Annotated in this window: 26 protein-coding genes; 13 read left to right on the top strand and 13 right to left on the bottom strand. The window is 67.1% G+C overall.

What is annotated here, in order from left to right:
* Nucleotides 1-137 precede the first annotated feature (137 nt).
* Together BJ987_RS06830 and BJ987_RS06835 are read left to right on the top strand one after the other, a co-directional pair.
* Nucleotides 138-737: a TetR/AcrR family transcriptional regulator gene (locus BJ987_RS06830; RefSeq protein WP_209885723.1), complete on the top strand. Its 600-nt coding sequence runs from the start codon at nt 138-140 to the stop codon at nt 735-737.
* Nucleotides 738-852: 115 nt separating this feature from the next.
* The gene (locus BJ987_RS06835) at nt 853-2031 is read left to right on the top strand and encodes a DUF5685 family protein (RefSeq protein WP_209885725.1); all 1179 of its coding nucleotides are present in this window, start codon (nt 853-855) and stop codon (nt 2029-2031) included.
* Nucleotides 2032-2051: 20 nt separating this feature from the next.
* Here BJ987_RS06835 and BJ987_RS06840 read toward each other — a convergent pair whose 3' ends face one another.
* Together BJ987_RS06840 and BJ987_RS06845 are read right to left on the bottom strand one after the other, a co-directional pair.
* On the bottom strand, nt 2052-2918 hold the full coding sequence (locus BJ987_RS06840; RefSeq protein ID WP_209885727.1) for a MaoC family dehydratase: 867 nt from the start codon (nt 2916-2918) through the stop codon (nt 2052-2054).
* Nucleotides 2918-4276: a 3-oxoacyl-ACP reductase gene (locus BJ987_RS06845; protein ID WP_209885729.1), complete on the bottom strand. Its 1359-nt coding sequence runs from the start codon at nt 4274-4276 to the stop codon at nt 2918-2920. Before BJ987_RS06845 ends, BJ987_RS06840 begins: the two co-directional genes overlap by 1 nt.
* Nucleotides 4277-4440: 164 nt before the next feature.
* Here BJ987_RS06845 and BJ987_RS06850 point away from each other — a divergent pair, with 164 nt between their 5' ends.
* Nucleotides 4441-5754 carry an acetyl-CoA C-acetyltransferase gene (locus BJ987_RS06850; protein WP_209885731.1) on the top strand — a complete coding sequence of 438 codons (1314 nt, stop codon included), beginning with the start codon at nt 4441-4443 and terminating at the stop codon, nt 5752-5754.
* A gap of 73 nt (nt 5755-5827) precedes the next feature.
* Here BJ987_RS06850 and BJ987_RS06855 read toward each other — a convergent pair whose 3' ends face one another.
* The 4 genes from BJ987_RS06855 to gnd all read right to left on the bottom strand — a co-directional run bounded on the left by BJ987_RS06855 (nt 5828) and on the right by gnd (nt 9421).
* Nucleotides 5828-6058 carry a hypothetical protein gene (locus BJ987_RS06855; protein ID WP_209885733.1) on the bottom strand — a complete coding sequence of 77 codons (231 nt, stop codon included), beginning with the start codon at nt 6056-6058 and terminating at the stop codon, nt 5828-5830.
* Nucleotides 6055-6255: a helix-turn-helix domain-containing protein gene (locus BJ987_RS37155; protein WP_209885735.1), complete on the bottom strand. Its 201-nt coding sequence runs from the start codon at nt 6253-6255 to the stop codon at nt 6055-6057. The genes BJ987_RS06855 and BJ987_RS37155 overlap by 4 nt, the downstream gene beginning before the upstream one ends.
* Before the next feature lie 221 nt (nt 6256-6476).
* On the bottom strand, nt 6477-8231 hold the full coding sequence (locus tag BJ987_RS06865; protein WP_209885737.1) for an SDR family oxidoreductase: 1755 nt from the start codon (nt 8229-8231) through the stop codon (nt 6477-6479).
* Between the two features lie 161 nt (nt 8232-8392).
* Nucleotides 8393-9421, bottom strand: a complete 1029-nt coding sequence (gene gnd / locus BJ987_RS06870; RefSeq protein ID WP_209885739.1) for a phosphogluconate dehydrogenase (NAD(+)-dependent, decarboxylating) — start codon at nt 9419-9421, stop codon at nt 8393-8395.
* A gap of 317 nt (nt 9422-9738) precedes the next feature.
* Here gnd and BJ987_RS06875 point away from each other — a divergent pair, with 317 nt between their 5' ends.
* The 3 genes from BJ987_RS06875 (at nt 9739) to BJ987_RS06885 (ending at nt 12698) form a co-directional block, all read left to right on the top strand.
* Nucleotides 9739-11721 carry a VanW family protein gene (locus BJ987_RS06875; protein ID WP_209885741.1) on the top strand — a complete coding sequence of 661 codons (1983 nt, stop codon included), beginning with the start codon at nt 9739-9741 and terminating at the stop codon, nt 11719-11721.
* Between the two features lie 136 nt (nt 11722-11857).
* A complete protein-coding gene (locus BJ987_RS06880) occupies nt 11858-12037 on the top strand; it encodes a hypothetical protein (protein WP_209885743.1) in 180 nt (59 codons plus the stop codon).
* A gap of 79 nt (nt 12038-12116) precedes the next feature.
* Nucleotides 12117-12698, top strand: a complete 582-nt coding sequence (locus BJ987_RS06885; protein ID WP_209885745.1) for an ImmA/IrrE family metallo-endopeptidase — start codon at nt 12117-12119, stop codon at nt 12696-12698.
* A 9-nt stretch (nt 12699-12707) separates the two neighbouring features.
* Here BJ987_RS06885 and BJ987_RS06890 read toward each other — a convergent pair whose 3' ends face one another.
* Nucleotides 12708-12968, bottom strand: a complete 261-nt coding sequence (locus BJ987_RS06890; RefSeq protein WP_209885747.1) for a hypothetical protein — start codon at nt 12966-12968, stop codon at nt 12708-12710.
* 281 nt (nt 12969-13249) lie between these two features.
* On the opposite strand from BJ987_RS06890, the gene BJ987_RS06895 reads away from it, so the two are divergent.
* Nucleotides 13250-13630, top strand: a complete 381-nt coding sequence (locus BJ987_RS06895) for a helix-turn-helix domain-containing protein (protein WP_209885748.1) — start codon at nt 13250-13252, stop codon at nt 13628-13630.
* Nucleotides 13631-13644: 14 nt separating this feature from the next.
* On the opposite strand, the gene BJ987_RS06900 is transcribed toward BJ987_RS06895, so the two are convergent.
* Nucleotides 13645-13914 (bottom strand): hypothetical protein, encoded by a 270-nt coding sequence (locus BJ987_RS06900; RefSeq protein ID WP_209885749.1) that lies wholly within the window; start codon nt 13912-13914, stop codon nt 13645-13647.
* A gap of 99 nt (nt 13915-14013) precedes the next feature.
* Here BJ987_RS06900 and BJ987_RS06905 point away from each other — a divergent pair, with 99 nt between their 5' ends.
* Nucleotides 14014-14328: a hypothetical protein gene (locus BJ987_RS06905; protein ID WP_209885750.1), complete on the top strand. Its 315-nt coding sequence runs from the start codon at nt 14014-14016 to the stop codon at nt 14326-14328.
* Between the two features lie 56 nt (nt 14329-14384).
* Here the strand turns inward: BJ987_RS06905 and BJ987_RS06910 are convergent, their stop codons facing one another.
* Entirely contained in the window at nt 14385-15467 is a 1083-nt protein-coding gene (locus BJ987_RS06910) for a glycoside hydrolase family 183 protein (protein WP_209885751.1), read from the bottom strand.
* A 148-nt stretch (nt 15468-15615) separates the two neighbouring features.
* Nucleotides 15616-17442: an acyl-CoA dehydrogenase gene (locus tag BJ987_RS06915; protein ID WP_209885752.1), complete on the bottom strand. Its 1827-nt coding sequence runs from the start codon at nt 17440-17442 to the stop codon at nt 15616-15618.
* Nucleotides 17443-17744: 302 nt separating this feature from the next.
* Between BJ987_RS06915 and BJ987_RS06920 the strand changes: the two genes are divergently transcribed.
* Both BJ987_RS06920 and BJ987_RS06925 read left to right on the top strand, forming a co-directional pair.
* Nucleotides 17745-18341 carry an alpha/beta hydrolase family protein gene (locus tag BJ987_RS06920; RefSeq protein WP_209885753.1) on the top strand — a complete coding sequence of 199 codons (597 nt, stop codon included), beginning with the start codon at nt 17745-17747 and terminating at the stop codon, nt 18339-18341.
* 71 nt (nt 18342-18412) lie between these two features.
* On the top strand, nt 18413-19843 hold the full coding sequence (locus tag BJ987_RS06925) for an alpha/beta hydrolase (RefSeq protein WP_209885755.1): 1431 nt from the start codon (nt 18413-18415) through the stop codon (nt 19841-19843).
* Here BJ987_RS06925 and BJ987_RS06930 read toward each other — a convergent pair whose 3' ends face one another.
* From BJ987_RS06930 to BJ987_RS06940, 3 genes are all read right to left on the bottom strand, one after another.
* The gene (locus BJ987_RS06930; protein WP_209885757.1) at nt 19844-20524 is read right to left on the bottom strand and encodes a class I SAM-dependent methyltransferase; all 681 of its coding nucleotides are present in this window, start codon (nt 20522-20524) and stop codon (nt 19844-19846) included.
* A gap of 66 nt (nt 20525-20590) precedes the next feature.
* Nucleotides 20591-21697: a glycoside hydrolase family 183 protein gene (locus tag BJ987_RS06935; RefSeq protein WP_209885759.1), complete on the bottom strand. Its 1107-nt coding sequence runs from the start codon at nt 21695-21697 to the stop codon at nt 20591-20593.
* Nucleotides 21698-21867: 170 nt separating this feature from the next.
* Entirely contained in the window at nt 21868-22620 is a 753-nt protein-coding gene (locus BJ987_RS06940) for a crotonase/enoyl-CoA hydratase family protein (RefSeq protein ID WP_209885761.1), read from the bottom strand.
* A gap of 117 nt (nt 22621-22737) precedes the next feature.
* Between BJ987_RS06940 and BJ987_RS06945 the strand changes: the two genes are divergently transcribed.
* From BJ987_RS06945 to BJ987_RS06955, 3 genes are read left to right on the top strand one after another with little or no spacing between them, the layout of a single operon-like run.
* On the top strand, nt 22738-24237 hold the full coding sequence (locus BJ987_RS06945) for an acetyl-CoA acetyltransferase (RefSeq protein ID WP_209885763.1): 1500 nt from the start codon (nt 22738-22740) through the stop codon (nt 24235-24237).
* An 11-nt stretch (nt 24238-24248) separates the two neighbouring features.
* Entirely contained in the window at nt 24249-25013 is a 765-nt protein-coding gene (locus BJ987_RS06950; protein ID WP_209885765.1) for a crotonase/enoyl-CoA hydratase family protein, read from the top strand.
* A gap of 5 nt (nt 25014-25018) precedes the next feature.
* A complete protein-coding gene (locus BJ987_RS06955) occupies nt 25019-25705 on the top strand; it encodes a TetR/AcrR family transcriptional regulator (protein WP_245365849.1) in 687 nt (228 codons plus the stop codon).
* Nucleotides 25706-25708 lie beyond the last annotated feature (3 nt).

Genomic DNA, 25708 nt, shown 5'->3' on the forward strand with positions numbered 1-25708 from the left:
TCGGCCCGGTGCGCCGGGCCGTAGGATCGCTGTCTAGCCCGGCTCTCAGATAAGACAGGCGATCGGTGAGCAAATCGTGCCCACCGAACTTACCTTGGAGTAATATAGGGGCTTCACCTTGCGGTAGGAGACAGTGGATGGCGGGCGGAACGAAGCGACTTCCCCGGGCGGTTCGTGAGCAACAAATGCTCGACGCCGCCGTCGAGGTGTTCTCGCGCAAAGGCTTCCACGACACGTCGATGGACGCGATCGCCGCCGAGGCGAAAATCTCCAAACCGATGCTCTACCTGTACTACGGCTCCAAGGACGAACTGTTTCGCGCCTGCATCCAGCGCGAGGGCCTGCGCTTCATCGAATCGGTGGCCCCCGCGGGCAACCCGCTGCTGTCCCCGCACGAGCAGGTCCGCACCGCACTGGAGGGCTTCCTCGGTTTCGTCGACGCCAACCGCCGCTCCTGGCAGGTCCTCTACCGGCAGGCGATCGGCCAGCAAGCCTTCGCCTCGGAAATCGAGAACGCCCGCGAGCGCGTCATCGAACTCACCGCGAAACTGCTGGAGTCCAGCGCTAAGCACGCCGAGCCGGGCACCAACTTCGATGTGGTCGCGGTAGCGGTGATCGGGGCGGGAGAGGCGATCGCCGACCGCGTCGCCAGCGGCCGCATCGAGGTGGAAGAAGCCGTCAACCTGCTCGACGATCTCGCCTGGAGCGGTCTCAAGGGCCGCAAAAAGGCCGAATAGCCGAGTATCTCCGGCCGAATTCGCCCGGCCCGATTGCGATGTCGTTAACGCCCTGCAAAGGTGCTGAGATCAACTGGCACGGACCGGTCGCGTGGACCGGGGATTACGGGGCGGAATGTTCGGGATGTTGAGGCCGTGTTCGCACGGCGCGGCGAAGTATGGGATCGATCCCGCGCAGTGGCGCGCGCACATGTGCGGCTTGTGTCTCGGCTTGCGGGACGGGCAGGGTCAATTGGCTCGCACCGCGACCAATACCGACGCGATCGTGCTCAGCGTGCTGACCGAGGCGCAGTCGAGCGGACCCGTGCGGCGCACGACCGCTGGTCGCTGCGCGCTACGCGGGATGCAGCGCGCCGAGGTAGCCGCGACGGACGCGCCGGGTGTACTGCTGGCGTCGACGGCGTCACTGCTGTTGGGCTCGGCCAAGATTCGCGATCACGTCGAGGATCGGGACGGCTCGGTGCTCACCCGGCGTCCGATGGCGAAGGTGTCCACCCGCTGGGCCGATGGTGCCAGAGCGCAAGCCGGACGTATCGGGCTCGACGTCGAACCGCTTGTGGCAGCGATCAATTCGCAGTCGGAACTGGAACGCAACGCATCCGCGTTGTCCCTCGATGACCTGACCGTCCCTACCCAGACTTGCGCCGCCGAATTCTTCGCGCACACCGCGGTTCTGGCCGGAGCGCCCGGCAATATCGACCCGATGCGCGAGGCGGGCAGGCATTTCGGTCGTATCGCGCACCTCGCGGACGCCATCGAGGACTTCGACGCCGACTCGGCGCACGGCCGCTTCAACCCGCTCGCCGCCACGGGCACCGCCCTGCCCGAAGCCTATGACCTACTCCGCCAATCGGATTCGGACCTGCGCCGTGCCGTAGCGGCGGCTCGGCTGGCCGATGCCCCGACGGTCCGCTGGATCCTGCTCGACCCGCTGACCGCGCTGCTCCGCCGCCTCAGCACAGGTGTGGGCGCAACGATCGCCCACACCTGCGCATCGGCCGACCGTCCGCACGCCGAGCGCCGCGGCACCCGCCGCCGGGACCGTCCGCACGCCCCGTTCCGCCCACCGCACCGCAGACCCGGCCTCGGCGAATCCCTCGCCCTCGTCCTCGGTTCGTACTGCACCGGCTACGCCCTCTGCGCCGACCACCGCAATCCCTGCACCGGCGAACAGAAACCGGCGTGGTGGAAAGAGCACTGCGGCAGCTGCTGCGACTGCGCCGAAGGCTGCTCCTCCTGCGGCGAATGCTGCAGTTGCGGCGGCTGCTGCGACGGATGCGGTTGCGACTGTTAGCGCGGTCTTCTACGACCTGCTCAGCGCAGCGTGGCCGTCAGGTGCGGGTAACCCTTCTTCGGATGCCGCATCGCCAGATCCCAGCCACCCTCGACCTGATCGGCGTACACGTTCACCGTGGACGGCAGGAAGATCGGCTTACCGAACTTCACCGCGTAGTCGGCCTTGTCCGGCACCCGGCCCTCGATATTGGCGAGGATGTTGGCCGCCGACCACATGCCGTGCGCGATCGGCTTCGGGAAGCCGAAAGCCTTGGCGCCCAACGCGGAGGTGTGGATCGGGTTGTGGTCACCCGAGGCGGCCGCGTACCGGCTGATGATCTTCTGATCGACCCGGAACTGCCGCATCGGCGGCGGCGGAACCTCTTCCGGCTTCGGTTCGGGCTTGGGCCCGCCCGAGAGCGAGGTGCGCTGCTGGTGCAGGAACGTGGTGACCTGCCGCCACACCAGCTCACGACCGACGTTCACCTCGGTGATGGCGTCGACCAGCAGCCCCTTCGGGTGCTCGCGCAAATTCTCGATGTGGGTTTCGAAGTCCAGCGGCTCGGCCACCGAGATCTCGCGGGTGCGCTCGATCAGGTTCTCCGCGTGCACCGCGCCGACCGCGACGAACGGGAAGTCGCGGGCCACCACCAGTTGCATGGCCAGCGGGAAGCTGAGCACGAACGGGTAGGTCAGCGGCAGCGCGTCACCGAACCGCAACCCGGTGGCCCGGCAGTAGGCGGCCAGGTGATCGGGGTCGACCTTGAAACCCTCCAGCCGCACCACCCGATCGGGCAACTGGGACCCACGCGCCGAAAGCAGCGGCACCGGAACTGCGCCCAGCGCAGCCTTCATGAAAAGGCCGCTGTTCTTGGGCGGTTCGGTGAGCGTGATCGTCTGCGTCATCATGCTCCGATCAGGGACTGACCGCAGACGCGAACCACGTTGCCGCTCACCGCGTTCGACGCCGGGCTGGCGAAGTAGGCGATGGTCTCGGCCACGTCGACGGTCTGGCCACCCTGCAGCAGCGAGCTCATCAGGCGACCGGCCTCGCGGGTGCCCAGCGGGATGGCGGCTGTCATGGCGGTCTCGATGAAGCCCGGGGCCACGGCGTTGATGGTGATGCCCTTCTCGGCCAGCTTCGGCGCTTCGGCATCGACCATGCCGATGACACCGGCCTTGGAGGCGCCGTAGTTGGTCTGGCCGCGGTTGCCCGCGATGCCGGCGATGGAGGACACGTCGATGACGCGGCCGCCTTCCTTGAGCGCGCCCCGCGCCACCAGGCCCTCGGTGATCCGGTGCGGCGCGGCCAGATTCACGTTGATGACCGAGTTCCAGCGGCCCTCGTCCATGTTGGCGAGCAGCTTGTCGCGGGTGATGCCGGCGTTGTGCACGATGATGTCGATGCCGCCGAACCGCTCGGTGCAGAACTCGGCGAGCTTCTCGGCGGCGTCGGGGGAGGTGACGTCGAGCGCGAGCGCGGTGCCGCCGACCTTGTTCGCGGTGTCGGACAAGGCATCACCGGCGGCCGGGATATCCGCGACGACAACGGTGGCGCCATCGCGGGCGAAGACCTCGGCGATGGTCGCGCCGATGCCGCGGGCCGCGCCGGTGACCACGGCGACCTTGCCGGCCAGCGGCTTGTCCCAGCTGGCCGGGGCCACCGAGTCGGCGGAACCGACCCGGATGACCTGGCCGTCGACGAAGGCCGACTTGGCCGAAAGCAGGAAGCGCAGCGTCGATTCCAGGCCGGTGGCGCTCGCCGAGGCCTCGGGCGAGAGGTACACCAGCTGTGCGGTCGAACCACGCAGCAGCTCCTTGGCGACCGAGCGGGTGAAGCCCTCGAGGGCGCGCTGGGCGATCTGTTCGTCGACGCTGGCGGTGAGCTCCGGCGTGGTGCCGATGACGACGACGCGGCCCGACGGGGTGAGGCTGCGCATGGCCGGCTGGAAGAACTCGAACAGTTGTGACAGGTCTTCGATGGACCCGATGCCGGTCGCGTCGAACACCAGCGCGCCGTACTTGGTGCCCTGGCTCAGGGAGTCGGCGAAGGTGTAGTCGGACAACAGGTTTCGCACCGGCTCGGCGACCCGGCCCTTACCGCCGATCAGCACCGGCCCGCTCAGCGGCGGTTCGCCCGCCCGGTAGCGGCGCAGGTTCTCCGGCTGGGGCAGCCCGAGCTTGCTGGCCAGGAACTGCCCGGGCGCGGAGTGTACGAACGATCCGTAGAGGTTGGGAGCACCCTTGCTCTTGCTGGCTGCCACTGTTCCTACCTTTTCTGTCGTGTGTTGTCTCGTTGCCCCGGCGGGAATCGCGCATGTCACGGGGTACGGTGTCGACAATAAACTTACTCCAGAGTAAGTTTAATGTAAACCAACACCGGCGGGGCGCTTTATCCCCGACATCCGACGAGACCGTGGAGACTCGAGTGACTAGCAAAGCCCGTTCGGCGAAAAAGCCCGCGAAGCAGCCGAAGTCTGTTGCCATCGTGGGCGGCAATCGGATTCCGTTCGCGCGCAGCGACAAGGCCTACGCGCACGCGTCCAACCAGGATATGTTCACCGCGGCGCTGGACGGTCTGGTGAGCCGGTTCAACCTGCAGGGCGAGCGCCTCGGCATGGTCGTCGGCGGCGCCGTGCTCAAGCGCGTCGGCGAACACGGCATGATTCGCGAGAGCGTGCTCGGCTCCAAGCTGAGCCCCTACACCCCGGCCCACGATCTGCAGCTCGCCTGCGGCACCGGTCTGCAGGCCATCGTCACCGTCGGCGACGCGATCGCCGCGGGCCGGATCGACGCGGGCGTCGGCGGCGGCACCGACACCACCTCGGATGCCCCGATCGGCGTCAGCGACACCATGCGCGAGTGGATGCTCGACGCCAACCGCGCCAAGACCAACAAGGACCGCCTCAAGCTGGTCGGCCAGCTGCGTCCGTCCATGGTCGGCATCGAGATCCCGCGCAACGCCGAGCCGCGCACCGGTCTGTCGATGGGTGAGCACGCCGCCATCACCGCCAAGGAGTTCGGTGTCGCCCGCGAGGCCCAGGACGAACTGGCCTATCTGTCGCACAAGAACATGGCAGCCGCCTACGACCGTGGTTTCTTCGACGACCTGATCACGCCGTTCCTCGGCCTGACCCGCGACGACAACCTGCGTCCCGGCTCCACCATCGAGAAGCTCTCGACCTTGAAGCCCGTCTTCGGCGTCAAGGCGGGCGACGCCACCATGACCGCCGGTAACTCCACTCCGCTCACCGACGGCGCGTCCGCGGTGCTGCTGTCCAGCGACGAGTGGGCCGCCGAACGCAAGCTGCCGACCCTGGCCTACCTGGTCGACTCCGAGGTCGCCGCCGTCGACTACATCCACGGTCCCGACGGCCTGCTGATGGCCCCCACCTACGCGGTCCCGCGCATGCTCGCCCGCAACGGCCTGACCTTGCAGGATTTCGACTACTACGAGATCCACGAGGCCTTCGCCTCGGTCGTGCTCGCCACCCTGCAGGCCTGGGAATCCGACCAGTACTGCAAGGAGCGCCTCGGCCTGGACAGCGCCCTCGGCTCCATCGACCGTTCGAAGCTCAACGTCAACGGCTCCTCGCTCGCCGCCGGCCACCCCTTCGCCGCCACCGGCGGCCGCATCGTCGCCTCCACCGCGAAGATGCTGGCGGAAAAGGGCTCCGGCCGCGCCCTGATCTCCATCTGCGCCGCCGGCGGCCAGGGCGTCGTCGCGATCCTGGAGCGCTGAAAGCCCCTGCCCTGAGCGGGATTACGAACCGCGCCCCGGAAAATCAGTTCCGGGGCGCGTTTTCGTTCGTTGCTCAACTCTGCTCGATTTCATCCCGACGCCAACGCAATTCGCGTTGCACCCGAGTAGCGGCGATCCCCCGAAGGGCAATTGGTCGCGATTGGCTCTTCATCGGCCGCCGATACTCAGGCAGATAACGGAATTCTGTACTTCCGTCGGGGTTTCGTAGAAGTATCGCGGCCAGGCGGCCGGCTTTGTAGACATCGGCGCGGCCGATATGCCGGAAGTCCTCGAAGCTGGTCACAGGGAGACGCCCAGCCGTAGGCCGACGACATCTGCCACGGTAGCCACGGTAGCGATGCTTGTGGTTCCGGTGCCGTGTTCGATGTCCCGGACCGTCCGAGTGGACGTTCCAGCGAGCTCCGCGAGTTGCTCCTGGGTGAGGCGATGGCGGCGTCGTTCAGCTCGGATCGCCTGTCCGATGTCGATTAGCTCTGTCACCCGGCCTCCGATAACGGCGAGATCCTGCCGATTGCGGTAATACTGCTTCCGATTCTAGGTGTTCGTAGCTTAAATCGGCAGAATATTGCCGTTCGCGGCTAGATGGACGAGTCATCGGCTGGGCGAGCAGAGAGAGCGGCAGCATTCTGCCGAATTCTGCTCATACTTGCGAGAATGGGATCCGCATTCCTGTCAACCGGCAAGATTCTGCCGATTTAGTTTCAGCGGACCAGGCGGGTGCGCTCGGTGACGAAGCGGACGAGGCCGGGGGCGAAGCGCCAGAGGTAGTACTGGGCGCGGGATTCGGGGGTTACGGGGACGATCTTCTTGTTCTTCTGGACGGCGCGGACGATCTGGGCGGCGACCTTGTCCGGGGTGTAGCCGCGCATGCGGTAGAGCCGGTCGTAGCGCTCCCGCATGCGGGCCTCCTGCGCGGGGGAGACGCCCGCCATGCGGGTGGTGCGCACGATATTGGTGTGCACGATGCCGGGGCAGATGGTGCTGACGCCGATACCGGCGGCCGCCAGTTCGGTACGCAGGCAGTCGGAGAACATGAAAACCGCTGCCTTGCTGGTGGAGTACGCGGTGAAGCCCTGCTGCGGGGTGTAGGCGGCCATGCTGGCGAGGTTGACGATGTGTCCGCCCAGGCCGCGATCGGCCATCGCCCCGGCGAAGGCGCGGCAGCCGTTGACGACCCCGCTCAGGTTGACGTCGAGGACACGCTGGAAATCCTCGGCGGAGGTGTCCAGGAACCGGCCCGCCTGGCCGATGCCCGCGTTGTTGATCAGGACATCGGGCACGCCGTGCACGGCCAGCACCTCGTCCGCGTGCCGGGCGACCGCCGCCGCGTCGGAGACGTCCAGCCGGTAGGCGTGGCCCATGCCGCCCGCCCCGGCGATCAATCCGACCGTGTCCTCGGCGGCCGCCATATCGATATCGGAGACCACGATCTCCGCACCGTCCCGCGCGAAAGCCAACGCTGTTTCCCGGCCGATTCCGCTGCCGCCGCCGGTGATCACGACCAGTTGATCCTCGAAAGGCCTGCGGTGCGCACCCATGCGCGCGCGCCGCAGACTGCGGGCCGGTGGCGCGCCGGCGGTGGCGTCGATCAGTTCGACGGTCGCGGACGCGAGCAGCTCCGGATGCGAGAACGGCAGCCAGTGGCCGCCTTTCACCACCCGCAGCCAGACTTCCTCGGCCCACCGATCCTCGTCGGAGTACGCGGACTGCCGCACCGCGGGGTCGCGGGTGCCGATGATGATCTGTACCGGAACTTCGGTGCGGGCGTCCCGCGCGCGCAGCGGATTCGCGAACCACGTCGCGCGATAGATGCGTAACCCGTTGACCATGTCCTGCTTGAAGGTCGGCGCGAGGTGAATTTTGTCCGGCCGCGCGCCCTCGCTGTTGGAAAGGATGGCCCGCCAGCGTTCTTCGCTCATGGTCGTGCGAATCGCCGCGTGCGGCAACGCGGGCAGCGCGAGGATGGTCGAGTAGGCGAACGAGCCGAGTTGAGCGAGCGGCAGCGCGATATTGCGCGGGGTCGGGCGAGCGAGCCGGCTGCGCGCCCACTGCGCGGTGTGCGCCAGGCTCGGCCCGGACACCGAGGTGAACGACGCGACCAAACGGCGGGCATCCGGACGGCACACGATTTCCCACATCGCGACACTGCCCCAATCGTGCGCGAGGACGTGCACCGGCTCGTCCGGGCTCAACTCCTCGATCACCGCGACGTAGTCCTGCGCCAGCTTCTCCACGGAAATATCCAGGGAGCCAGGAGGATTGGTGGACGCACCGTGGCCGCGGTTGTCCACGCTCAACACCCGGAACCGGTCCAGGAACTCCGGCGCGACGTTGTCCCACAGGTGATGGGTGTCCGGCCAGCCGTGCAACAACAGCAGGGTCGGCCCGTCCGGCGTCCCCTGCTCGTATACGGCGATGTCTACCGCACCGTTGCGCACCAGGTGTTGGACCACCATCGACCTCACCCCACATCCGGACCGCCGTTGGTCCTCGGACTTACGTCTCCGGCACCATTCTGTTCCAGTCGTGATCGACCCGAAACCCCACAGAAGCGGTGTCCTCGCGTCACAACCGGGCCCGGCGCCGAATTGCCGGGCCCCGGTACAGGATTGAAGCGCTACCTGCCGGGCAGCTCGTTGTGCCCGCCGAACGCTTTGCGCATCGCCGAGAGCGCCTTGTCCGCGTAGAGCGCTTCCCCGCGCGAGGAGAACCGCTGGAACAGCGCCGCCGCCAGCACCGGCGCGGGTACCCCGGTGTCGACCGCCGCGTCGAGCGTCCAGCGGCCCTCCCCGGAATCGGACACGCGTCCGCTGAACGTTTCCAGGGTGGGATCCGCGTACAGCGCGCTCGCCGTGAGATCCAGCAACCAGGAGGCGACCACCGACCCGCGCCGCCACACCTCGGTCACCTCGGGAATGTCGATGTCGTACATGTAGTGCTCGGGGTGGTCGAGCGGTGTCTCCTCGGCGGAGAACTCACCGTTGTGCTCGGCCCCGATATTGGCTTTGTGCAGGATATTGAGGCCCTCCGCGTAGGCCGCCATGGCCCCGTACTCGATGCCGTTGTGCACCATTTTCACGAAGTGTCCCGCACCGGCGGGCCCGCAGTGCAGATATCCCTGCTCGGACGTCGAGGGCTCACCCTGGCGGCCCGGTGTCCGCTCCGCCGCCTCGACTCCCGGCGCGATCGACTTCAGCAGCGGGTCAAGGTATTTCACCTGTTCGGACTCGCCGCCGATCATCAGGCAGAACCCGCGCTCCAAACCGAAGACGCCACCGGATGTTCCGATGTCGATGTAGTGGATCCCCTTCGGCCGCAGGTCTTTCGCGCGCGTGATGTCCTCGTGGTAGCGGCTGTTACCGCCGTCGATGATGATGTCGCCCGGCTCCAGCAACCCGGCCAGTTGATCGACCATCGCACCCGTCGCCCCGGCCGGGATCATCACCCACACCACCCGTGGCGTCTCCAGCTTGCCCACGAACTCCGTCAGCTCGGTGGTCCCGTCGAAATTGTCGCCTAGCTCACTACGCAACATCTCGATGTTCTCGACGTGCCGGTCGAGGCCGACGGCGGTGTGCCCGTCCCTGGCGATGCGGCGCACGATGTTGGCGCCCATCCGGCCCAGTCCGATCATTCCCAGCTGCATACCATCCCTCTCCTCCTGTGCGGCGGTGCTGCGATCCGGTCCGTTTCCGATTGTCCCGCGTGGTACGCCGGAAACCTGGTGAGGCGGGATGTAACACGCGTAGCGGGTCACCGATAAACAGATCGGCTCCACGTAGTTGCCAGACCCCCGACCCGGCAACTGCGTGGAGCCTTTCCGCATGTTTTGCGGGCCGTTTGCCGCTCGTCCGTGCTGTGCGGACGGTGTCGGTGCGGCGCACTATCGTGGGCGGAGACTCGCACCAGGCGAGTGCCTTTCACCTGACTGCATTTGTTTCAGAGACACGGGGAGGACGGTTCGTGACGAACGAGTCGAGTACCGGACGCCACGACCGAGGCGAAGTCACCTTGCGCCAACTGCTCGAGGCGAAGCGCGCAGCGGCGGCCGCACAGTCGGGTGGGTCACAGGACGCGCCGACCGCGCAGAACGCAGCGATGCCGCAGAACGCAGCGATGGAGACGGTGCCGATGCGGACGGTCGCGCGAGACGATCAGCGCGCGTTCTCGGGCCACCAGCGCATCCAGGACCCGCCCACCGAGGTCATGCGCCCGGCCGAGGCCCAGCGTCGCAAGCCGGCACCCGGCCCTGGCCCCTGGTGGAAATCCCCGGCCGCGCGCCGGACCGGCATCGCGGTGGGCGCCCTGCTCGCCGTCGGCGTGATCGGCTACGCCACCGATTTGATCCGTTCCTCGGGTGAGGTCCCACGCGGCACCGTCGTCGCGGGCGTCGATATCGGAGGCATGGAGACCGCCTCCGCCGACGCGAAGCTGCGTGCCGCGCTGGGCGGCCGTGCCGGTCAGGAACTCCCGATTCGCATCGGCGACGTGCAGACCGTGCTGACGCCCAACGCCGCCGGCCTGGACATCGACTGGGACGCCACCTGGGCCGATATCGGCGACCAACCGCTCAATCCCGTCACCCGCTTCGCGTCGATGTTCACCACGCGCACCGTCCCGGTTGCCAGCCGCGTCGACGAAACCGCGCTCGACCAGCAGCTCACCGCCTTGCGTGTGCACGACCGCCCCACCGTCGAAGGCACCATCGTGTTCGAGGGGGCCAAGCCCGTCGCCGTGCCGCCGGTCCCCGGCCGGGAACTCGACGCCCCCGCCGCCCGCACCCTGCTGATCGACAACTGGGTCCTGGGCGCCGCCCTCGACCTCCCGGTCCATCCGGCGCCGGTCACCGTCCAGCCCGAAGCCCTCACCAAAGCCCTGACCGAGGTCGCCACCCCCGCGGTGTCCGGCGACGTGGTGTTCACCGGCAAAGACGCCACGGGCAAGGAAACCAAGGCCACCCTCGACCCGGCCCAGATCGCCACCATCCTGTCCTTCGGCCCCGACGGGCAGGGCGGTCTGGCCGCGAAGTTCGATCAGAACATCGCCACCGGCCTGCTCGCGCCCCAATTGGCGCCCTCCGAGGTGGAGCCGAAGGACGCGACCTTCGCCCTGTCCGGCAGCTCGGCCCGGGTCGTCCCCGCCGTGGTCGGCAACAAGGTCAACTGGCAGAAGACGCTGGAAAAGCTTCCGGCCCTGCTGCTTTCGCCCGATCAGCGCACCGCCGAGGCGATCTACGAGAAGGTCGAGCCCAAACTCACCACCGAGGCCGCCAACAGCCTGAAGATCGTCGAACCCATGGGTTCGTTCACCACGGGTGGCTTCAGCGGCCCGTCCGGGGTGAACATCCGCACCGTCGCCGCGAAGGTCAACGGCGCCGTCATCAAACCGGGAGAAGTCTTCTCCCTCAACGAGTTCACCGGCCCCCGCGGGGTAGCCGAAGGCTATGTCGAGTCCGGCATCATCGACCACGGCCGCCCCAGCACCGCCGTCGGCGGCGGCATCAGCCAGTTCGCCACCACCCTCTACAACGCCGCCTACTTCGCCGGCCTCGAAGACGCCGGCCACACCGAGCACAGCTACTACATCTCCCGGTACCCGGCCGCCCGCGAAGCCACCGTCTTCGACGGCGCGATCGACCTCAAATTCCGCAACAACACCGCCAACGGCGTCTACATCGAAACCGTGGCCACCGGCTCCGACATCACCGTCCGCCTATGGGGCACCAAAACCGTCGAGGTCGAATCCATCACCGGCGAGAAAACCAAGCCCACCGAGCCGAACACCGTCAAACTCCCCAAGGGCAAAGACTGCATCGCCTCCGAAGGCGCCCCCGGCTTCACCATCTCCGACACCCGCGTCATCAAGGACCGCAAAACCGGCAAGGAAATCTCCCGCCACACCCGCACCGTCAAGTACGACCCCATCCCGGTCGTGCAGTGCGAGTGAGTCGTCGCTCCCTCGAAGTTCCTCGATTCCGTCGCCGATGTGCGCGCTGGGCGGATCACGGAACTATCAAGCCTGGCGGGGTGCCTACCGTCACTGCGATAACGGGGGCGCAATTAAAGGCAGTATGCTGGCTCGCATGACGTTCGAGCTCGACCCGCACTCACCTGAGGACTCCGATGGTGGCCTAGCTGCACCGTGGGATGACGAGCAGGCCGGCCCGGAGGTTAATCGGGCCCGGGTGCAGGCCGGCGATTTTTCGGACTTGAACCAGCACGACAAGTGCGTCATCGATGAGTTCCTCGCCACACTTCGGTAGCGGCTGCGAGTAGCGGGCTGAACCGCGAAGGGGCGTAAGAGGTTCCATAGAAATCCACTGTCGAAGAGGTGTCAGCATCATGCCCGGTCGCAGGGCTAGTACCAGATACGATGCTCGAACACACGCCGCGAAACTCGACATCACCATCGCCGACCTGGCATTCGATTCGGAGATTGTCATCTGGGATCCCGAGCACCGGGCAATCATGATTACCGCGGAGCTCTCCGCGGTGGACCGCCGGGAAGGGCTCGCGCACGCTATGGCGCACGCCCAGCTCGAGCACACCGAAACTGTGCGAAAGGCGCGAATGGGACGGGAATCTCGGCTGATCACCGAACTCCGCGTCTATGAAACCGCTTGCCGAAATCTGATTCCGATCGAGGAACTCAAGGTCGCCTTGGCGCGATATCGGGGTATCGAAGAAGCGGCGGAATGGCTTCAAGTCAACCCCGATACCGTCCGTTATCGGTTGCGTTCCTTATCACGCTCGGAACGGCGGGATTTGCCCGCCGACAACGTGAATCGGCTCAACTGGTCCGAAGTCGGAGACGATCCGATCCCGATCAGTTGCATTTGGACGAATGCGGAACCTGTACCGGTACACCGGAAACTCACCGATGCGCTCCGTACCGCGATTCCCAATATTATCGCGTATCGCTGAGATGGTGGACTACGCGATCATATCCAGCGACGCCGCAGGGTTGTAGCGGACGTAGACGGTGCCACCGCGCACCTCGGATTCGAAACCGGTGCCGAAGGCGGCGGACATCCCATTGCGCAGCCGATGCTTGGTGGAGTGCGGGGAGCGAGTGTGCCATGGATAGACGGCCCACCGGCCAGGATTGCGACGCAGCTCGGCGGCGAACTCTCGATTGGCGCGTTCACGCGCCCGAGTCTGCGGCGCTGGCAGCTCGGTGTAGAAGACGGACATTGCAACCCTTCGGAACGAACAAGCGGTGTAAAAACCACCACTACCAGCACGAACAGTGCGGCATGACAGCCGCAGAGGCGGCGCCCCCTGTTAGCGATCCTAGAGTTGGTACATGCAATCTGCAAGCGTTGGATGTAGCTCGCTGCGCACCGCAGCTTGCAAACTGTCAGCTGTATTCGGCTGAAGCGCAGGTAGATACCCTGGCGACGCGGCGGCTAAACATGGAGTGGCGGTACATACAAAGATAGGTGTAAATGCAGGTAATGGCCTACCATGTGAGCATGAGCAATCGTCAAAGCGCCCCGGTGCCAAGGGAGATCAGCGCGGCGATCCGGGAAGCCCGGCAGGTCAAAGGCCTGTCTCGTGACGCCGCGGCGAGGGAGGCCGGCATCAGCGTCAGCTTGTGGACCCAGGTTGAGCTTGGCACGCAGTACAAGGGGGAGAGGAAGGTCGTCGTCCGAACTACCGCACGAACTTTGCAGGCTATGGCCATGGCTGTGGGCATCGATCCGAGCCCGCTGTTGCGTAAGACCGGTTTCGAGGCCGCCGCCACGGGTGGGGCGCCCAGTCGCCGCCTGGGTACGGCCGTCGATCTGTCCGGTCTGTCCGATGACGACCTCGGCAAGGTCGCCGCGTTCGTCGCCGGCCTGCGCGCACGCTGAACAACTCCGCAAATCTAGATGCAACTCGCGGGCACTGTTGCAGCCGCGCTCGCCGTAGTGGCCCACCAGGCGGCGCTGTCCGGGTAGCGCGGGAAGTCGCGTTGACCGCGAGTGGGGTTTTGTTCTTTCGGATTCATATTTTTCATGGTGCTCGAATGCCGCAGGTGTTGTCCGGAGTCCGCGCGGCTTTCGCCCTGGTAGCGGGATTCATACAGGTGCCCGTTGCCTGCGTCGCGCACACCCGCACTGAACAATTCGCCATTGATCGTTTGCGCGACGTTCACCGACGTGTGGGGAACTGACCGATTCGGGTGATAGAAAGAGCCCGTGTCCGCCGCAGGCCGCGGCTGGATCGGTGTTCGATGAGGGAAGAAGAGTTATTCATGAGCAAGATCCGTGCGCTGGGTGTCGCCGTCGCGACCGCCGGTTTCCTTTTCGCCGGTGCCGGTATGGCTTCGGCTGACGTCTCCGTCGTGGCCGACCCCGCCCCCACGGGCTCGGCTTCGGGTTCCGCGACCTTCGCCACCCTGTTGAACAAGCTGCTGACCACCGGTTCGGGCAACCCGATTCCGCCGAAGAGCGCCGCCGAGCCGGTCGACACCACCTCCGGTTCGGCTTCGGGCTCGGCGACCTTCGCCACCTTGCTCGGCAAACTGCTCACCACCGGTTCGGGTGATCCGATCCCGCCGAAGAAGTAACGTCTCGCGCGTAATCAAAAGCGGCCCGGAACAATCCGGGCCGCTTTGTGCCGGCATTACAACGGGGTTCGCATGAGTATCACGTTGTACTGGCTGTGCACGGTGACGAGGAAGTACAGATCGCTGCCCGTTTGGTAGGGGAAAATCATCGGGGCGTAAGCGGTGGGGAGTTCACCGGCCGCGATCAGAACGCGGGGCTCGCTCCACGGCCCTTCCGGCGCCGGTGCGGTCCGCAGCACCACCGAGTTGGCCGGATCGGTTGTCAGCATGACGAATTGGCCCAAATGCTGGTTCCACATCACCGACTGTTCCGCGACACCGCCCACGATGGGCGCGGCGGCCTTCACGTCCGGCTTCCATTCCTTGCCGTCCCAATACTCGTAGGCGTCGAGATTCGCGATGTCGAATTCGGGTGCCCGCGAGATGAATCCAGGATTGCCGCGCCCAGCCGGCGTGCCGTACCGGTAGACGAAACCGTCGTGCTTCACGAAAGCGTTCTGCTGGAAGTTCTCGAAGCCGTCGACATTCGCGCGGCGGGTGTTCGGCAATTGCGCCCAGGTCTGCCCGCCGTCTCCCGAGACGGCGAGGGTGGAGAAATTGGTGCTCCACTTACCGTGGTCGCCCCATTCCCGCACCGACATCATGCTCATGTACTGCACCCCGCCCACCGAAATGCCCGCGGTCGGAATGAGACTGATCTCGATGCCGGGAATCTTGGGACTCGGCAACGGATTCGGTACGACGCTGTCGAAGTAGATGCCGTTGGACGGATCCTGGGTGCTGCTGCGGAACAACATATTCGAGCTCCACGCCCACATGCTGCCCGCGAGCAGGTTGGGCATACCGAGACCGGCGCTGTCGCCGAAGGCGGTGATCATGCGGCCGCCGCCGTCGTCCCACATGATGCCGAGGTCGGTGCCGATCATGTTGACCTTCTCGGTCCGGTTCGGACTGTCCATTCCGGTCATCTGGAAGACGGCCTGGGTCTGGCCGGGGAGTTTCGGCAGACCGTCCCAGCCGTTGAGGACCGGAATGGGATTGATGTTGTTGGGATCGGCCGCTGAGGGGCCGGCGATCACGAGGGAGAGCGCGGCTCCGACAGCACCGGCTCTGGCCAGTGCCCGCAGCGTTCGTTTCATCCGGACGAGTCCCCTTCTGTAGCGCGCGCGGTCAGCTCGATCATTGTGCCCGCTGCGCGCCCCGGAATGGGGGAGGAGACAGCAGAGCGGCCCGGGACGAATCCCGGGCCGCGCTGTGTGTCTTCGATTGTGCCTTGACTCAGCAGCCTCAGAAGGCGGCTTCGTCCAGCTCCATGATGTCGTTGTCCAGGTTCGACAGGATGGCGCGGGTGGCGGTGAGCTCCGGCAGGACGTTGCGCGCGAAGAACTGCGCGGTGGCGACCTTGCCGTGGTAGAACGCCTCGTCGGAGCCGTTGTCGAGGGCCTTGATGGCGACTTCGGCGCCGCGCAGCAGCTGCCAGCCGATCATCAGGTCGCCGACGGCCATCAGGAAGCGCACCGAGCCCAGGCCGACCTTGTAGAGCTCCTTCGGATCCTGCTGGGCGCCCATCAGATGCCCGGTCAGGGTGGCGGCCATGGCCTGCACGTCCTCGAGGGCGGTGGCCAGCAGCTTGCGCTCGGCCTTCAGCCGGCCGTTGCCGGCCTCGGACTCGATGAACTTCTGCACCTGGCCGGCCACGTGGGCCAGCGCGACGCCGCGGTCACGGGCGATCTTGCGGAAGAAGAAGTCCTGCGCCTGGATGGCGGTGGTGCCCTCGTAGAGCGAGTCGATCTTGGCGTCGCGGATGTACTGCTCGATCGGGTAGTCCTGCAGGAAGCCGGAGCCACCGAAGGTCTGCAGCGATTCGGTCAGGTACTGGTAGGCGCGCTCGGAACCGACACCCTTGACGATCGGCAGCAGCAGATCGTTGACGCGGAACGCGGTGTCCTTGTCGGCGCCGGAGACCAGCTCCGCGATCTTGTCGTCCTGGTGCGCGGCGGTGTAGAGGTAGATCGCGCGCAGGCCCTCGGCGTACGCCTTCTGCATGGCCAGCGAACGACGCACGTCCGGGTGGTGGGTGATGGTGACGCGCGGGGCGGCCTTGTCGGTCATCTGGGTCAGGTCCGCACCCTGGACGCGCTGCTTGGCGTAATCCAGTGCGTTCAGGTAACCGGTGGACAGGGTCGCGATGGCCTTGGTGCCGACCATCATGCGGGCGTTCTCGATGACGTCGAACATCTGCGCGATGCCGTTGTGCACCTCGCCGACCAGCCAGCCCTTGGCGGGCACGCCGTGGCCACCGAAGGTGACCTCACAGGTGGCCGAGACCTTGATGCCCATCTTGTGCTCGACATTGGTGACGAAGACGCCGTTGCGGTCGCCCTTGGTCTGGGTGTCGAAATCGAAGTGCCACTTCGGCACGTAGAACAGCGACAGGCCCTTGGTGCCGGGGCCGGCGCCCTCGGGGCGGGCCAGCACGAGGTGCATGATGTTCTCGAACAGGTCGTCGGAGTCGCCCGAGGTGATGAAGCGCTTGACGCCCTCGATGTGCCAGGAGCCGTCTTCCTGCTTGATCGCCTTGGTGCGGCCGGCGCCGACGTCGGAACCGGCATCCGGCTCGGTCAGCACCATGGTGGCGCCCCAGTTGCGCTCCGCGATGATCGAAGCCCACTTCTTCTGCTCTTCGGTGCCGTTGTTGTAGAAGACCTCGGCGAAACCGGCGCCGGCGGCGTACATCTGCGCGGGCGGGTTGGCGCCCAGGATCATCTCGCCCAGGGCCCAGCCGATGACGCTGGGCGCGCCCAGGCCGCCGAGCTCCTCGCGGACCGGAACCTTGGCCCAGCCGGCATCCTCGAGCGCCTTGTAGGACTTCTTGAAGGACTCGGGGAGCGTGACGGTGTGGGTGTTGGGGTCGAAGACCGGCGGGTTGCGGTCGCCGTCGACGAAGGAATCCGCGAGCGGGCCCTCGGCCAGGCGACGCACTTCGTTCAGCATCTCCTTGACGGTGTCGCTGTCCAGGTCGCCGAAGGCGCCGCTGTCCAGCAGGGAGCCCAGGCCGAGCACCTCGAAGAGGTTGAATTCGAGGTCGCGGACATTGCTCTTGTAGTGACCCATGTTGTCTCTCGCTCTCCATTGAGTCGGGTGCGGTCGGTGGTGTGCCGTTCCCGCCCGTTGTGCGCCTCCGGGTAGCCATGCCGTGTGCAGCTTGCTACTCGCGGGTAACTTACACGCCATATTACCGGCGAGTAATCACTGCGGCAAAGGTTCGGGCGACCAATGTGATGCGAAAGACACTGCGGCGCATTGCCCCTGGTTGAAGGAACGAGTAAAGGGCGGATCTGCCCTGTTCAGCGGCTCGGCGGGGTCGGCGGGCGCGGTTACGGCCCGACCGATTACCGACCGATTACCGTGAGGCGGTGCACATCGAGACGAGCGCCGGACCGGCCGAGATCGAGCTCGACAAGCCGCGTTCCCCGGCCTTCCTGCTACTGCTGACGCACGGGTCCGGGGGTGGGGTCGATGCCAAAGACCTTCTGGCGGTGCGTGATACCGCGCGCACGCTGGGCGGGGCGGTCGCGCTGGTGACCCAGCCCTACCGGCTCGCCGGGCGGCGCGCGCCCGGCTCGGCGATCAAGCAGGACGAAGCCTGGCTGGAGATCGTCGCGGCCCTGCGCAAGAAGGCCAGGAACGTGCCGCTGATCCAAGGCGGCCGGAGCAACGGGGCCCGGGTGGCTTGCCGGACAGCGGCCGAGGTCCAGGCCCGCGGGGTGATCGCGCTGTCGTTTCCGCTGCACCCGCCCGGAAAGCCGGAGAAGTCGCGGCGCGCGGAGTTGCTGGCGACCGGTGACGTCCCGGTGGTGGTGATCAACGGGGGCAGCGACCCGTTCGGGATCCCGGAGGCGGCGGATGCCGCCGAGGTGCGGGTGATCGCCGGCCAGCCGCACTCGTTCCGCACCGGGTTCGATGTCATCCAGGCGACCGTCGAGCCATGGTTGCGGCGCTGGTCGAAGTAGCACCGCGGAGTGACCCGCTCTCCCTCGCCGGCGTGATGTGCGGCGTCATCCGGTAGGCCGACGATCGAGCTATGACCTTATCTCGCAACATCTCCGGTGCGCTGCTCGCCGCGGTGCTCGGCTCCGGGGCGCTCGCGGCCTGTACGTCCACCGCAGCTCCGGAGCCGGCGCTGACCTGGCAGCCCTGCGCGGAGAACGGCGCCTACGAGTGCGCGTCGCTGACGGTGCCGATCGACTGGTCGAACCCGGACGGCGGCACCATCGATGTCGCGGTGGTGCGGGACAGCGCGGACGGTGCGGACAAGGTCGGGACGCTGATTTCGCTGCCGGGCGGGCCGGGCAGCTCGGGGGTCGATCAGATCATGCGCGGCACAACGTTTTCCACTGAACTGGAGAGCCGGTTCGACATCGTCAGTCTCGATCCCCGCGGGGTGAAGCGCAGTCAGGCGGTGCGGTGCGACGCCGGATTGGTGGCCCGGTGGCCGAATCTGGTCCCGGACGCGGGCGGTCGGCTCGCGGAAGTGCATTCCTACGCAAGGGAACTCGAAGCCAGCTGCCGTGAGCACACCGGTCCCCTGCTGGACCATCTGGACGCCGAGAGCCTCGCGCGTGACGTCGAGGCCTTGCGAAAAGCGCTGGGGGAGAGCCAGATCAGCCTCTACAGCCGGTCCTATGGCACCATGCCCGCACAGCGCTACGCTGAACTTTTTCCAGGTCAACTGCGTGCCTCACTGCTCGACAGCGTCGACGACCACAGCCTGGGCGGCGCGGACTTCCTGGCCTCGCAGGCCCGCGCGGGACAAAACACTTTCACCGAGTTCGTGGCATGGTGCGCCCGGGAGACGCAGTGCGCCCTGCATGGGTCGGACGTCCCAGGTCTGTACGGCGACCTGTTCGCCACCGCCGCGCGTGGTGAACTGCGCCAGATCGACGGCAAACCGCTGCCGCCGGTGGACCTGAGCAGCGCTGTGACACAACGCCTTTACCGCCCCGAGTGGCCGGAGCTGGCGAAAGATCTGCGAGCCCTGGCCGCACAACCGCGCGGTGCCGCCGAACTTCCGGTGCCGCCGCGGCGCACCGGAGAGATCGCGCCCATGCCGCAGATCATCTTCTGCTCCGACTGGCAGTTCGACATCGCCGATGAGGCCCAGTGGCAGCGGCTGTGGCGCGCACAGCAGGACAACGCGCCCACCCTGCGGGTCCATTTCGCTTGGGCCGCGGGAAGTATCTGCTCGGGCTGGCCGGTGGCCACGAAGAATCCGCCGCACCGTCCGCTGATCCAGGGCGGTCCGCCGACCCTGATCCTCAATTCCCGGCACGACCCGGCGACACCGCACGAATGGGCGCTCCAGGTCGCCGCCCAGACGCCGGGTGCCAGGTTGCTCAGCTACGACGGCTGGGGTCACGGCATGTACGACCGCACCGCCTGCGTCACCGACGCCGCGGATCGCTATCTCATCGATCTCCGGCTTCCGGCCGCGGACAGCTGCCCGGCCGCCTGATCACTGGCCGGGTTCGGGCGCCGGCCGGGTGGCGACCACGAGGGCGTCGATGGCATCGCGGCCCTCCGTGGGGCGCAGGACGCGATCGGCGACCCGGATTCGGAGGTGGCTCGCCGCCGGACCCAGGTCGGCGGTGATGTCTTCCGGGGTGAAGAGGATGGACGGATCCTGCGGGCCGCCGTACCCGTCGGTCAGGTTCGAGCCGTCGTGCCCCAGTACGAGCAGAGTTCCTTCGGGCGCAAGCAAATTCGCGGCCCGGCGCACCAGCGCACGTCGCTGCTCGGCGGGCAGGTGCAGAAAGACCATCAGCACCAGCTCGTAGGGCCCGGTGATCCCGGCGGCTTCTAGTTCGGTGACATCGGCGCAGTGCCAGCTGATCCGGCTGCGCACCGACCGGGACAGCCGCGTCGCGACAGTGCGCCCCTTGTCGATCCCCACCTGCGAGTAGTCGACCGCGTCCACCTGCCAGCCGTGGGTGGCCAGCCACAAGGTGTTCCGGCCCTCGCCACAGGCCAGGTCCAGAGCGCGCGGATGCTGGGGCGGTTCCCCGCCCGGCGTGTCGGGCCGCAACGTGATGCCGCGCTCCAACCCGTACACGTGCTCGACGACGGTGCTGTTCGGCGGCGCACCCCAGACCAGCTCACTCCGCGCGTAGCGCGCGTCCCACTCGGCCGCTTCCATGCCGCGAGTCTATTGACCACGAACCGGCGGCCGTCCCAGGGACGACCGCCGGTTCCGATGCCGCGGTCAGAGCGTGGTGCGCATCAGCAGAACGTTGTACTGACTGTGCACGGTCGTCATGTAGTACAGATCCCGGCCGGTCTGGTACGGGAAGATCGACGGCGCGTAGGCGGTGGGCAGTTCCCGGGTGTCGATGAGCACCTCCGGCGGACTCCACGGACCCTGCGGGCTCGGCGAGCGGCGCATGACCACCGAGTTGAACGGATCGGTGGTCAGCGAGATGAACTGGCCGAGATAGTCGTTCCACATCACCGACAGTTCGCCGACGCCACCCATGATCGGCGCGGCGGCGTCGACGTCGCCGCGCTTCCACTGTTCACCGTCCCAGTATTCGCGGGCGCCGAGGTCACCCATCGCGTCTTCGGGGACCCGGGCGACGAACGCGGGATTGTTGCGTCCGTCCGGGGTGCCGTATTCGTAGATGAAACCGCCGTTCTTCAGGAAGGCGTTCATCTGGAAGTTGGCGTGACCGCCCTCGTTCGGCCGCCGGGTGCCGGGCAGCTCCAGCCAGGTTTCCCCGTTGTCACCGGAGACCGCCAGGCCGGCGTAGTTGGTGGTCCACTGGCCGACCTCGTCCCAGCTCGCCACCGACATCAGACTCATGTACTGGGCGCCGTGGGCGGCGATGCCCGCGGTCGGGATCCGGCTGATCTCCAGCATCGGAATTTTCGGGCTGGCGATCAGGTCGCGCGCCTGCCCGAAGACATCGCGCACCACGCTGTCGAAGTAAATGCCGTTGGATGGGTCCTGGGTGTGACTGCGCACCAGGATATTGCTGCGCCAGGCCCAGGTGCTGCCGGCCAGCAGGTTGGGGAAACCGAGGCCGGCGGTGTCGCCGAACGCGGTCAGCATTTCGCCGTGGCCGTTGTCCCACATGATGCCCAGGTCGGTGCCAAGCACGTTGTAGGTGTGGGTGCTGTTGGGGCTGGCCATGCCCGTCACCTGGAACACCGCTTTGCTGCGGCCGGGCAGGTGCGGCAGCCCGTTGGTGCCGTTCAGCACCGGAATCGGATTGATGGCGTTGGGGTTCGCCGCGGCTGGGGACGTGACTGCCAGGACGAAGGCCGTGGCACCCGCGACTGTCGACAGCAGGATGGAAGCGGTCTTGTGCAAGTCGGTGAAGCCCTCCGGATCACGCCGAAGCGGGCACGCCGACACAGACCCGTTATGTGTCTCGCGCCACATCTCGACTGGCTGGCAGATCGAGCGAAATGCTAACAGCCGGTCGCTATCGAATTGTGTCGGGCATCACTGTCATGCGAAATTGGTATCGCTCTGTTCGCTTAGCGTTTGCTGTTACCCCGGGCCAGGCGCAGGATCAGCGGCAGCTGGGTCGCGCGTTCCAGTGCGAAGGTCCGGCGCGCCGAGGCCTGCCACGAGCGATCGAACATGCGCTTGGCGCCCGCCACCGCGTGCGGGGATCGGAGCGCGATGCGGTCGGCGAGCTGCTCCGCGGCGGCCGGCGGATCGGGCGTCACCTCGGTGATCAGGCCGACGCGCGCGGCGTAGGCGGCGTCCACCACGTCGGCGGTCATGGTCAGCATCAGCGCCTTGTCGATGCCGATGAGCTGAGACAACGAGGCCGCGCCGGTCATATCCGGCACCAGGCCGTGCTTGGTTTCCATGACCGAGAACTCCGCGTCCGGGGTGGCGAAACGGACATCGGCGGCCAACGCGATCTGCAACCCGCCGCCGAAGCAGCGGCCGTGCACCGCCGCGATCACCGGCACCGGCAGGCGGCGCCAGGCCCAGCACGCCTCCTGGAAGGTGTTGGTGCCGCGCCACGGCAGCGGGACGAACGCGCGCGCGATCGCCAGTGGATCGCTGGCGGCCTTCGCGACGTCCAGCCCACTACTGAAACTCGGCCCGTTCCCGGTCAGAATGACCGCCCGCACGTCCTTGTGGGCGGCGATGTCATGTGCGGCGTCGATCAATCCGCCGAGCATTTCGAGGGTCAGCCCGTTGTGCTTGTCGGGGCGATCGAGGGCGACGTAGGCACGGTCGTCCTGGAATCTCAGCGTGACGTCGGAACTCATCCTCGGATCTTACCCAGCGGTCAGTTCCGTGGGTCGAACCGTTGCGAGGCAGAGAGCGGCTCTGTTCTAATCGAGCTAGTTCCCGTCAGTGCTGACGGGAAATGGAGTGGAGGAACAATGCTGCCAGCCGGAATGGACCCGCGCACGCCGGTCCTCGTCGGGGCCGGACAGGTCGTGCACCGGGCGGGCGAACCGGGGCTGCCGGGTCCGGTCGAACTCGCCACCGAAGCACTGCGCCGCGCGGGCGCGGACAGCGGCGCCGGTGATCGCCTGCTGCGGTCCGCCGATTTGGTCGCGGCTGTCGCGCCAGTGAGCAAGCCGTACGCGGATCTGGGCGCACTGGTGGCCGCCGAACTCGGCGCGACGCCGAGCCGGACGGTGCAGTCGGCGCGTTTCGGCGGGGACGGCCCGCAGCGTCTGCTCAATACCGTCGGCCAGGCCATCGCGGCCGGACGATCCGAGGTCGCGCTGATCACCGGCGCCGAAGCCGTCGCCTCGTGGAATGCGGCGAAACGCGCGGGTACGCAGGTCGATTGGCCGGAGCAGGCCGAAACCCCGTGCGAGATCATCGGATCCGAACGCGGCCCCAACTCCGAGATGGAGACGGCGGCCGGGCTGTGGGGGCCGGTCTACTTCTACGCGCTGATGGAGACCGCGCTGCGGGCACGGCTCGGTGCCAGTGCAGCCGACCATCGGAATCGGATCGGCGAGCTGTGGTCACGGTTCTCGAAGGTGGCCGTGGACAACCCGTATGCGTGGATGCCCACCGCACACAGCGCCGCGGAATTGATCACCCCGTCGGCGGCCAACCGGATGGTGTCGACTCCCTATCCGAAGTTACTCATCGCCAACTTGACGGTGGATCTGGCCGCGGGACTTGTCGTTTGCAGCGCCGCCGCCGCCGACGCGGCCGGGGTGCCCCGGGACCGCTGGATCTTCCTGCACGGCGGCGCGACCGCGACCGACGAATGGTTCGTCTCCGAACGGGCGGACATGAGCGCGTCCCCCGCCATCGCGGCGGCCGGTCAGGCCGCGCTCGCGCACGCGGGTGTCGGCATCGATGACGTGGCGCAGATCGACCTGTACTCCTGCTTCCCGGTCGCGGTGCAGGTCGCGGCCGAGGCGCTGGGGTTGCCGATCGATGATCCGGCACGGCCACTGTCGGTCACCGGCGGACTGACCTTCGCGGGCGGCGCGGGCAACAACTACACGACGCATTCCATCGCGACCATGATCGGCCGGCTACGGGAACGCCCGGACGACTACGGGCTCACCACCGCTCTGGGCTGGTACATCACCAAGCACGGAGTCGGCGTCTACGCCGCGAAACCACCTGTGCGCCTGTTCCGTTCGATCGAGGCCGAGGTACCGGCCGCCCGCCGGGAGGTGGCGCCGGGGTACACCGGGCCCGCGACCGTCGAGGCCTACACCGTTCCCTACCGCAAGAGTCGCGACGGCGACGAACCGGAGGCCGTCGTGATCAGCGCCCTGAACCCGCAGGGGGCACGCATACTGGTGCGGGCCTCGGATCCGGGCACCGTCGCGGCATTCACCGACGGCGACCCGATCGGCGCGTCCGCCGAGATCACCGCCGCCGACAAGCTCACCCTGCTTTGAGAGGAAACCCCATGTCCGACTTGGTATTGGTCGAACGTCGTGACGCCATCACCGTGCTGACCGTGAACCGGCCCGAGGTCCGCAACTCGATCAACCTGGCCGCCGCCCAAGCCATCGAGGCGGCGATCGACGAGTTCGAGGCCGACGATGCCGCCCGCGTGCTGGTGCTCACGGGTGCGGGCGGCACCTTCAGCGCGGGCATGGATCTGGTGGCGGCGTCCAAGGGCGAGATGCCGATGACGCAGCGGCGCGGTCCGCTCGGCATCGCCGCGAAACCTCCTGTCAAGCCGATGATTTCGGCAGTGGAAGGTTTCGCCTTGGCGGGCGGATTCGAACTGGCGTTGTCCGGTGACCTGATCGTCGCGGCGGACAACGCGCAATTCGGTATCCCCGAGGTGAAGCGCGGGCTGGTCGCGGCCGGTGGCGGCGTCTTGCGGCTGACCCAGCGGCTGCCGCGCAGTATGGCCGCGGAGCTGGCCCTGACCGGCGGGCGGATCGGCGCCGAGCGGCTGTATCAATTGGGACTGGTCAACCGGCTGACCGAGCCGGGCGGTGCGCTCGCGGGTGCGCTCACCTTGGCCGCCGAGATCGCCGCCGCCGCGCCGTTGGCGGTCGCGGCGAGCAAGCGGATCATCGACGAGTCACCGGACTGGACAGCGGATCAGGCATTCGCCAAACAGGGTGAAATCGCCTTGCCCGCCCTGTTTTCCAAGGACGCCGCCGAAGGCGCCTTGGCGTTCGCGCAGAAGCGCGAACCGCAGTGGCAGGGCCGCTGACTCCGATGGCCGAGCGCGTCCGGGAGACGCAGGCGCAGCGCACCTCGCGCATGCGTACCCGCCTCCTGGACGCGGCGGTACAAAGCCTGGTCGACGACGGGTACTCGGGCACCACCACTTTGGCGGTGCAGAAGCGCGCCGGGGTGCCGCGCGGCACCCTCCAGCATCACTTTCCGACCAAGGCCCACCTGCTCGCGGGTGCCGTCGAGCACCTGGCCGCGCGGCGCCTGGCTCAGCTGACCTCGGAGTTCGCGGCGATCCCACCGGACGCGGACCGGCTGGAAGTAGCCGTCGAGCTGACGATGCGCATGCTCAGCGGGCCGTCTTTCCTTGCGGCACTGGAGATCTGGGTGGGCGCAAGAACAGATCCCGAGCTGCTCGCCGCGTTCCTGCCACTGGAACATCGGCTCTTCGACCTCATGCACACCAGCATTCGCGAGGTCTTCCGCGCCGAATTCCCCGACGACCCCAGGGTTCCGACGATCACCGAGTTCACCATCGAGATCATGACGGGTCTGGCGATGCGCGCCCTGCTCACCGGCGACGTGGACCGCAACCGAATCCTGCAGTGGCGCTGGCGGAACGCGGTGCGGATCCTGCTGGGCACCGCGCCACCGGAATCGTTGACCGCTCCGCGCGAATCTGTGACCCCGCCCCGTGAACTGGGGATGACTGTGGACAACTTCGACTAGCGA

The organism is Nocardia goodfellowii, from assembly GCF_017875645.1.
GTDB lineage: Bacteria > Actinomycetota > Actinomycetes > Mycobacteriales > Mycobacteriaceae > Nocardia > Nocardia goodfellowii.

Excerpts from the sequence above, each read along its gene's own strand:
- BJ987_RS06830 (WP_209885723.1), top strand. The coding sequence starts at position 138 with ATGGCGGGCGGAACGAAGCGACTTCCCCGGGCGGTTCGTGAGCAACAA.
- BJ987_RS06865 (WP_209885737.1), bottom strand. The coding sequence starts at position 8,231 with ATGGTGGTCCAACACCTGGTGCGCAACGGTGCGGTAGACATCGCCGTA.
- BJ987_RS06950 (WP_209885765.1), top strand. The coding sequence starts at position 24,249 with ATGTCCGACTTGGTATTGGTCGAACGTCGTGACGCCATCACCGTGCTG.
- BJ987_RS06940 (WP_209885761.1), bottom strand. The coding sequence starts at position 22,620 with ATGAGTTCCGACGTCACGCTGAGATTCCAGGACGACCGTGCCTACGTC.
- BJ987_RS06885 (WP_209885745.1), top strand. The coding sequence starts at position 12,117 with ATGCCCGGTCGCAGGGCTAGTACCAGATACGATGCTCGAACACACGCC.
- BJ987_RS06895 (WP_209885748.1), top strand. The coding sequence starts at position 13,250 with ATGAGCAATCGTCAAAGCGCCCCGGTGCCAAGGGAGATCAGCGCGGCG.
- BJ987_RS06945 (WP_209885763.1), top strand. The coding sequence starts at position 22,738 with ATGCTGCCAGCCGGAATGGACCCGCGCACGCCGGTCCTCGTCGGGGCC.
- BJ987_RS06840 (WP_209885727.1), bottom strand. The coding sequence starts at position 2,918 with ATGACGCAGACGATCACGCTCACCGAACCGCCCAAGAACAGCGGCCTT.
- gnd (WP_209885739.1), bottom strand. The coding sequence starts at position 9,421 with ATGCAGCTGGGAATGATCGGACTGGGCCGGATGGGCGCCAACATCGTG.
- BJ987_RS06955 (WP_245365849.1), top strand. The coding sequence starts at position 25,019 with ATGGCCGAGCGCGTCCGGGAGACGCAGGCGCAGCGCACCTCGCGCATG.
- BJ987_RS06915 (WP_209885752.1), bottom strand. The coding sequence starts at position 17,442 with ATGGGTCACTACAAGAGCAATGTCCGCGACCTCGAATTCAACCTCTTC.
- BJ987_RS06905 (WP_209885750.1), top strand. The coding sequence starts at position 14,014 with ATGAGCAAGATCCGTGCGCTGGGTGTCGCCGTCGCGACCGCCGGTTTC.
- BJ987_RS06890 (WP_209885747.1), bottom strand. The coding sequence starts at position 12,968 with ATGTCCGTCTTCTACACCGAGCTGCCAGCGCCGCAGACTCGGGCGCGT.
- BJ987_RS06925 (WP_209885755.1), top strand. The coding sequence starts at position 18,413 with ATGACCTTATCTCGCAACATCTCCGGTGCGCTGCTCGCCGCGGTGCTC.
- BJ987_RS06835 (WP_209885725.1), top strand. The coding sequence starts at position 853 with ATGTTCGGGATGTTGAGGCCGTGTTCGCACGGCGCGGCGAAGTATGGG.
- BJ987_RS06910 (WP_209885751.1), bottom strand. The coding sequence starts at position 15,467 with ATGAAACGAACGCTGCGGGCACTGGCCAGAGCCGGTGCTGTCGGAGCC.
- BJ987_RS06930 (WP_209885757.1), bottom strand. The coding sequence starts at position 20,524 with ATGGAAGCGGCCGAGTGGGACGCGCGCTACGCGCGGAGTGAGCTGGTC.
- BJ987_RS06880 (WP_209885743.1), top strand. The coding sequence starts at position 11,858 with ATGACGTTCGAGCTCGACCCGCACTCACCTGAGGACTCCGATGGTGGC.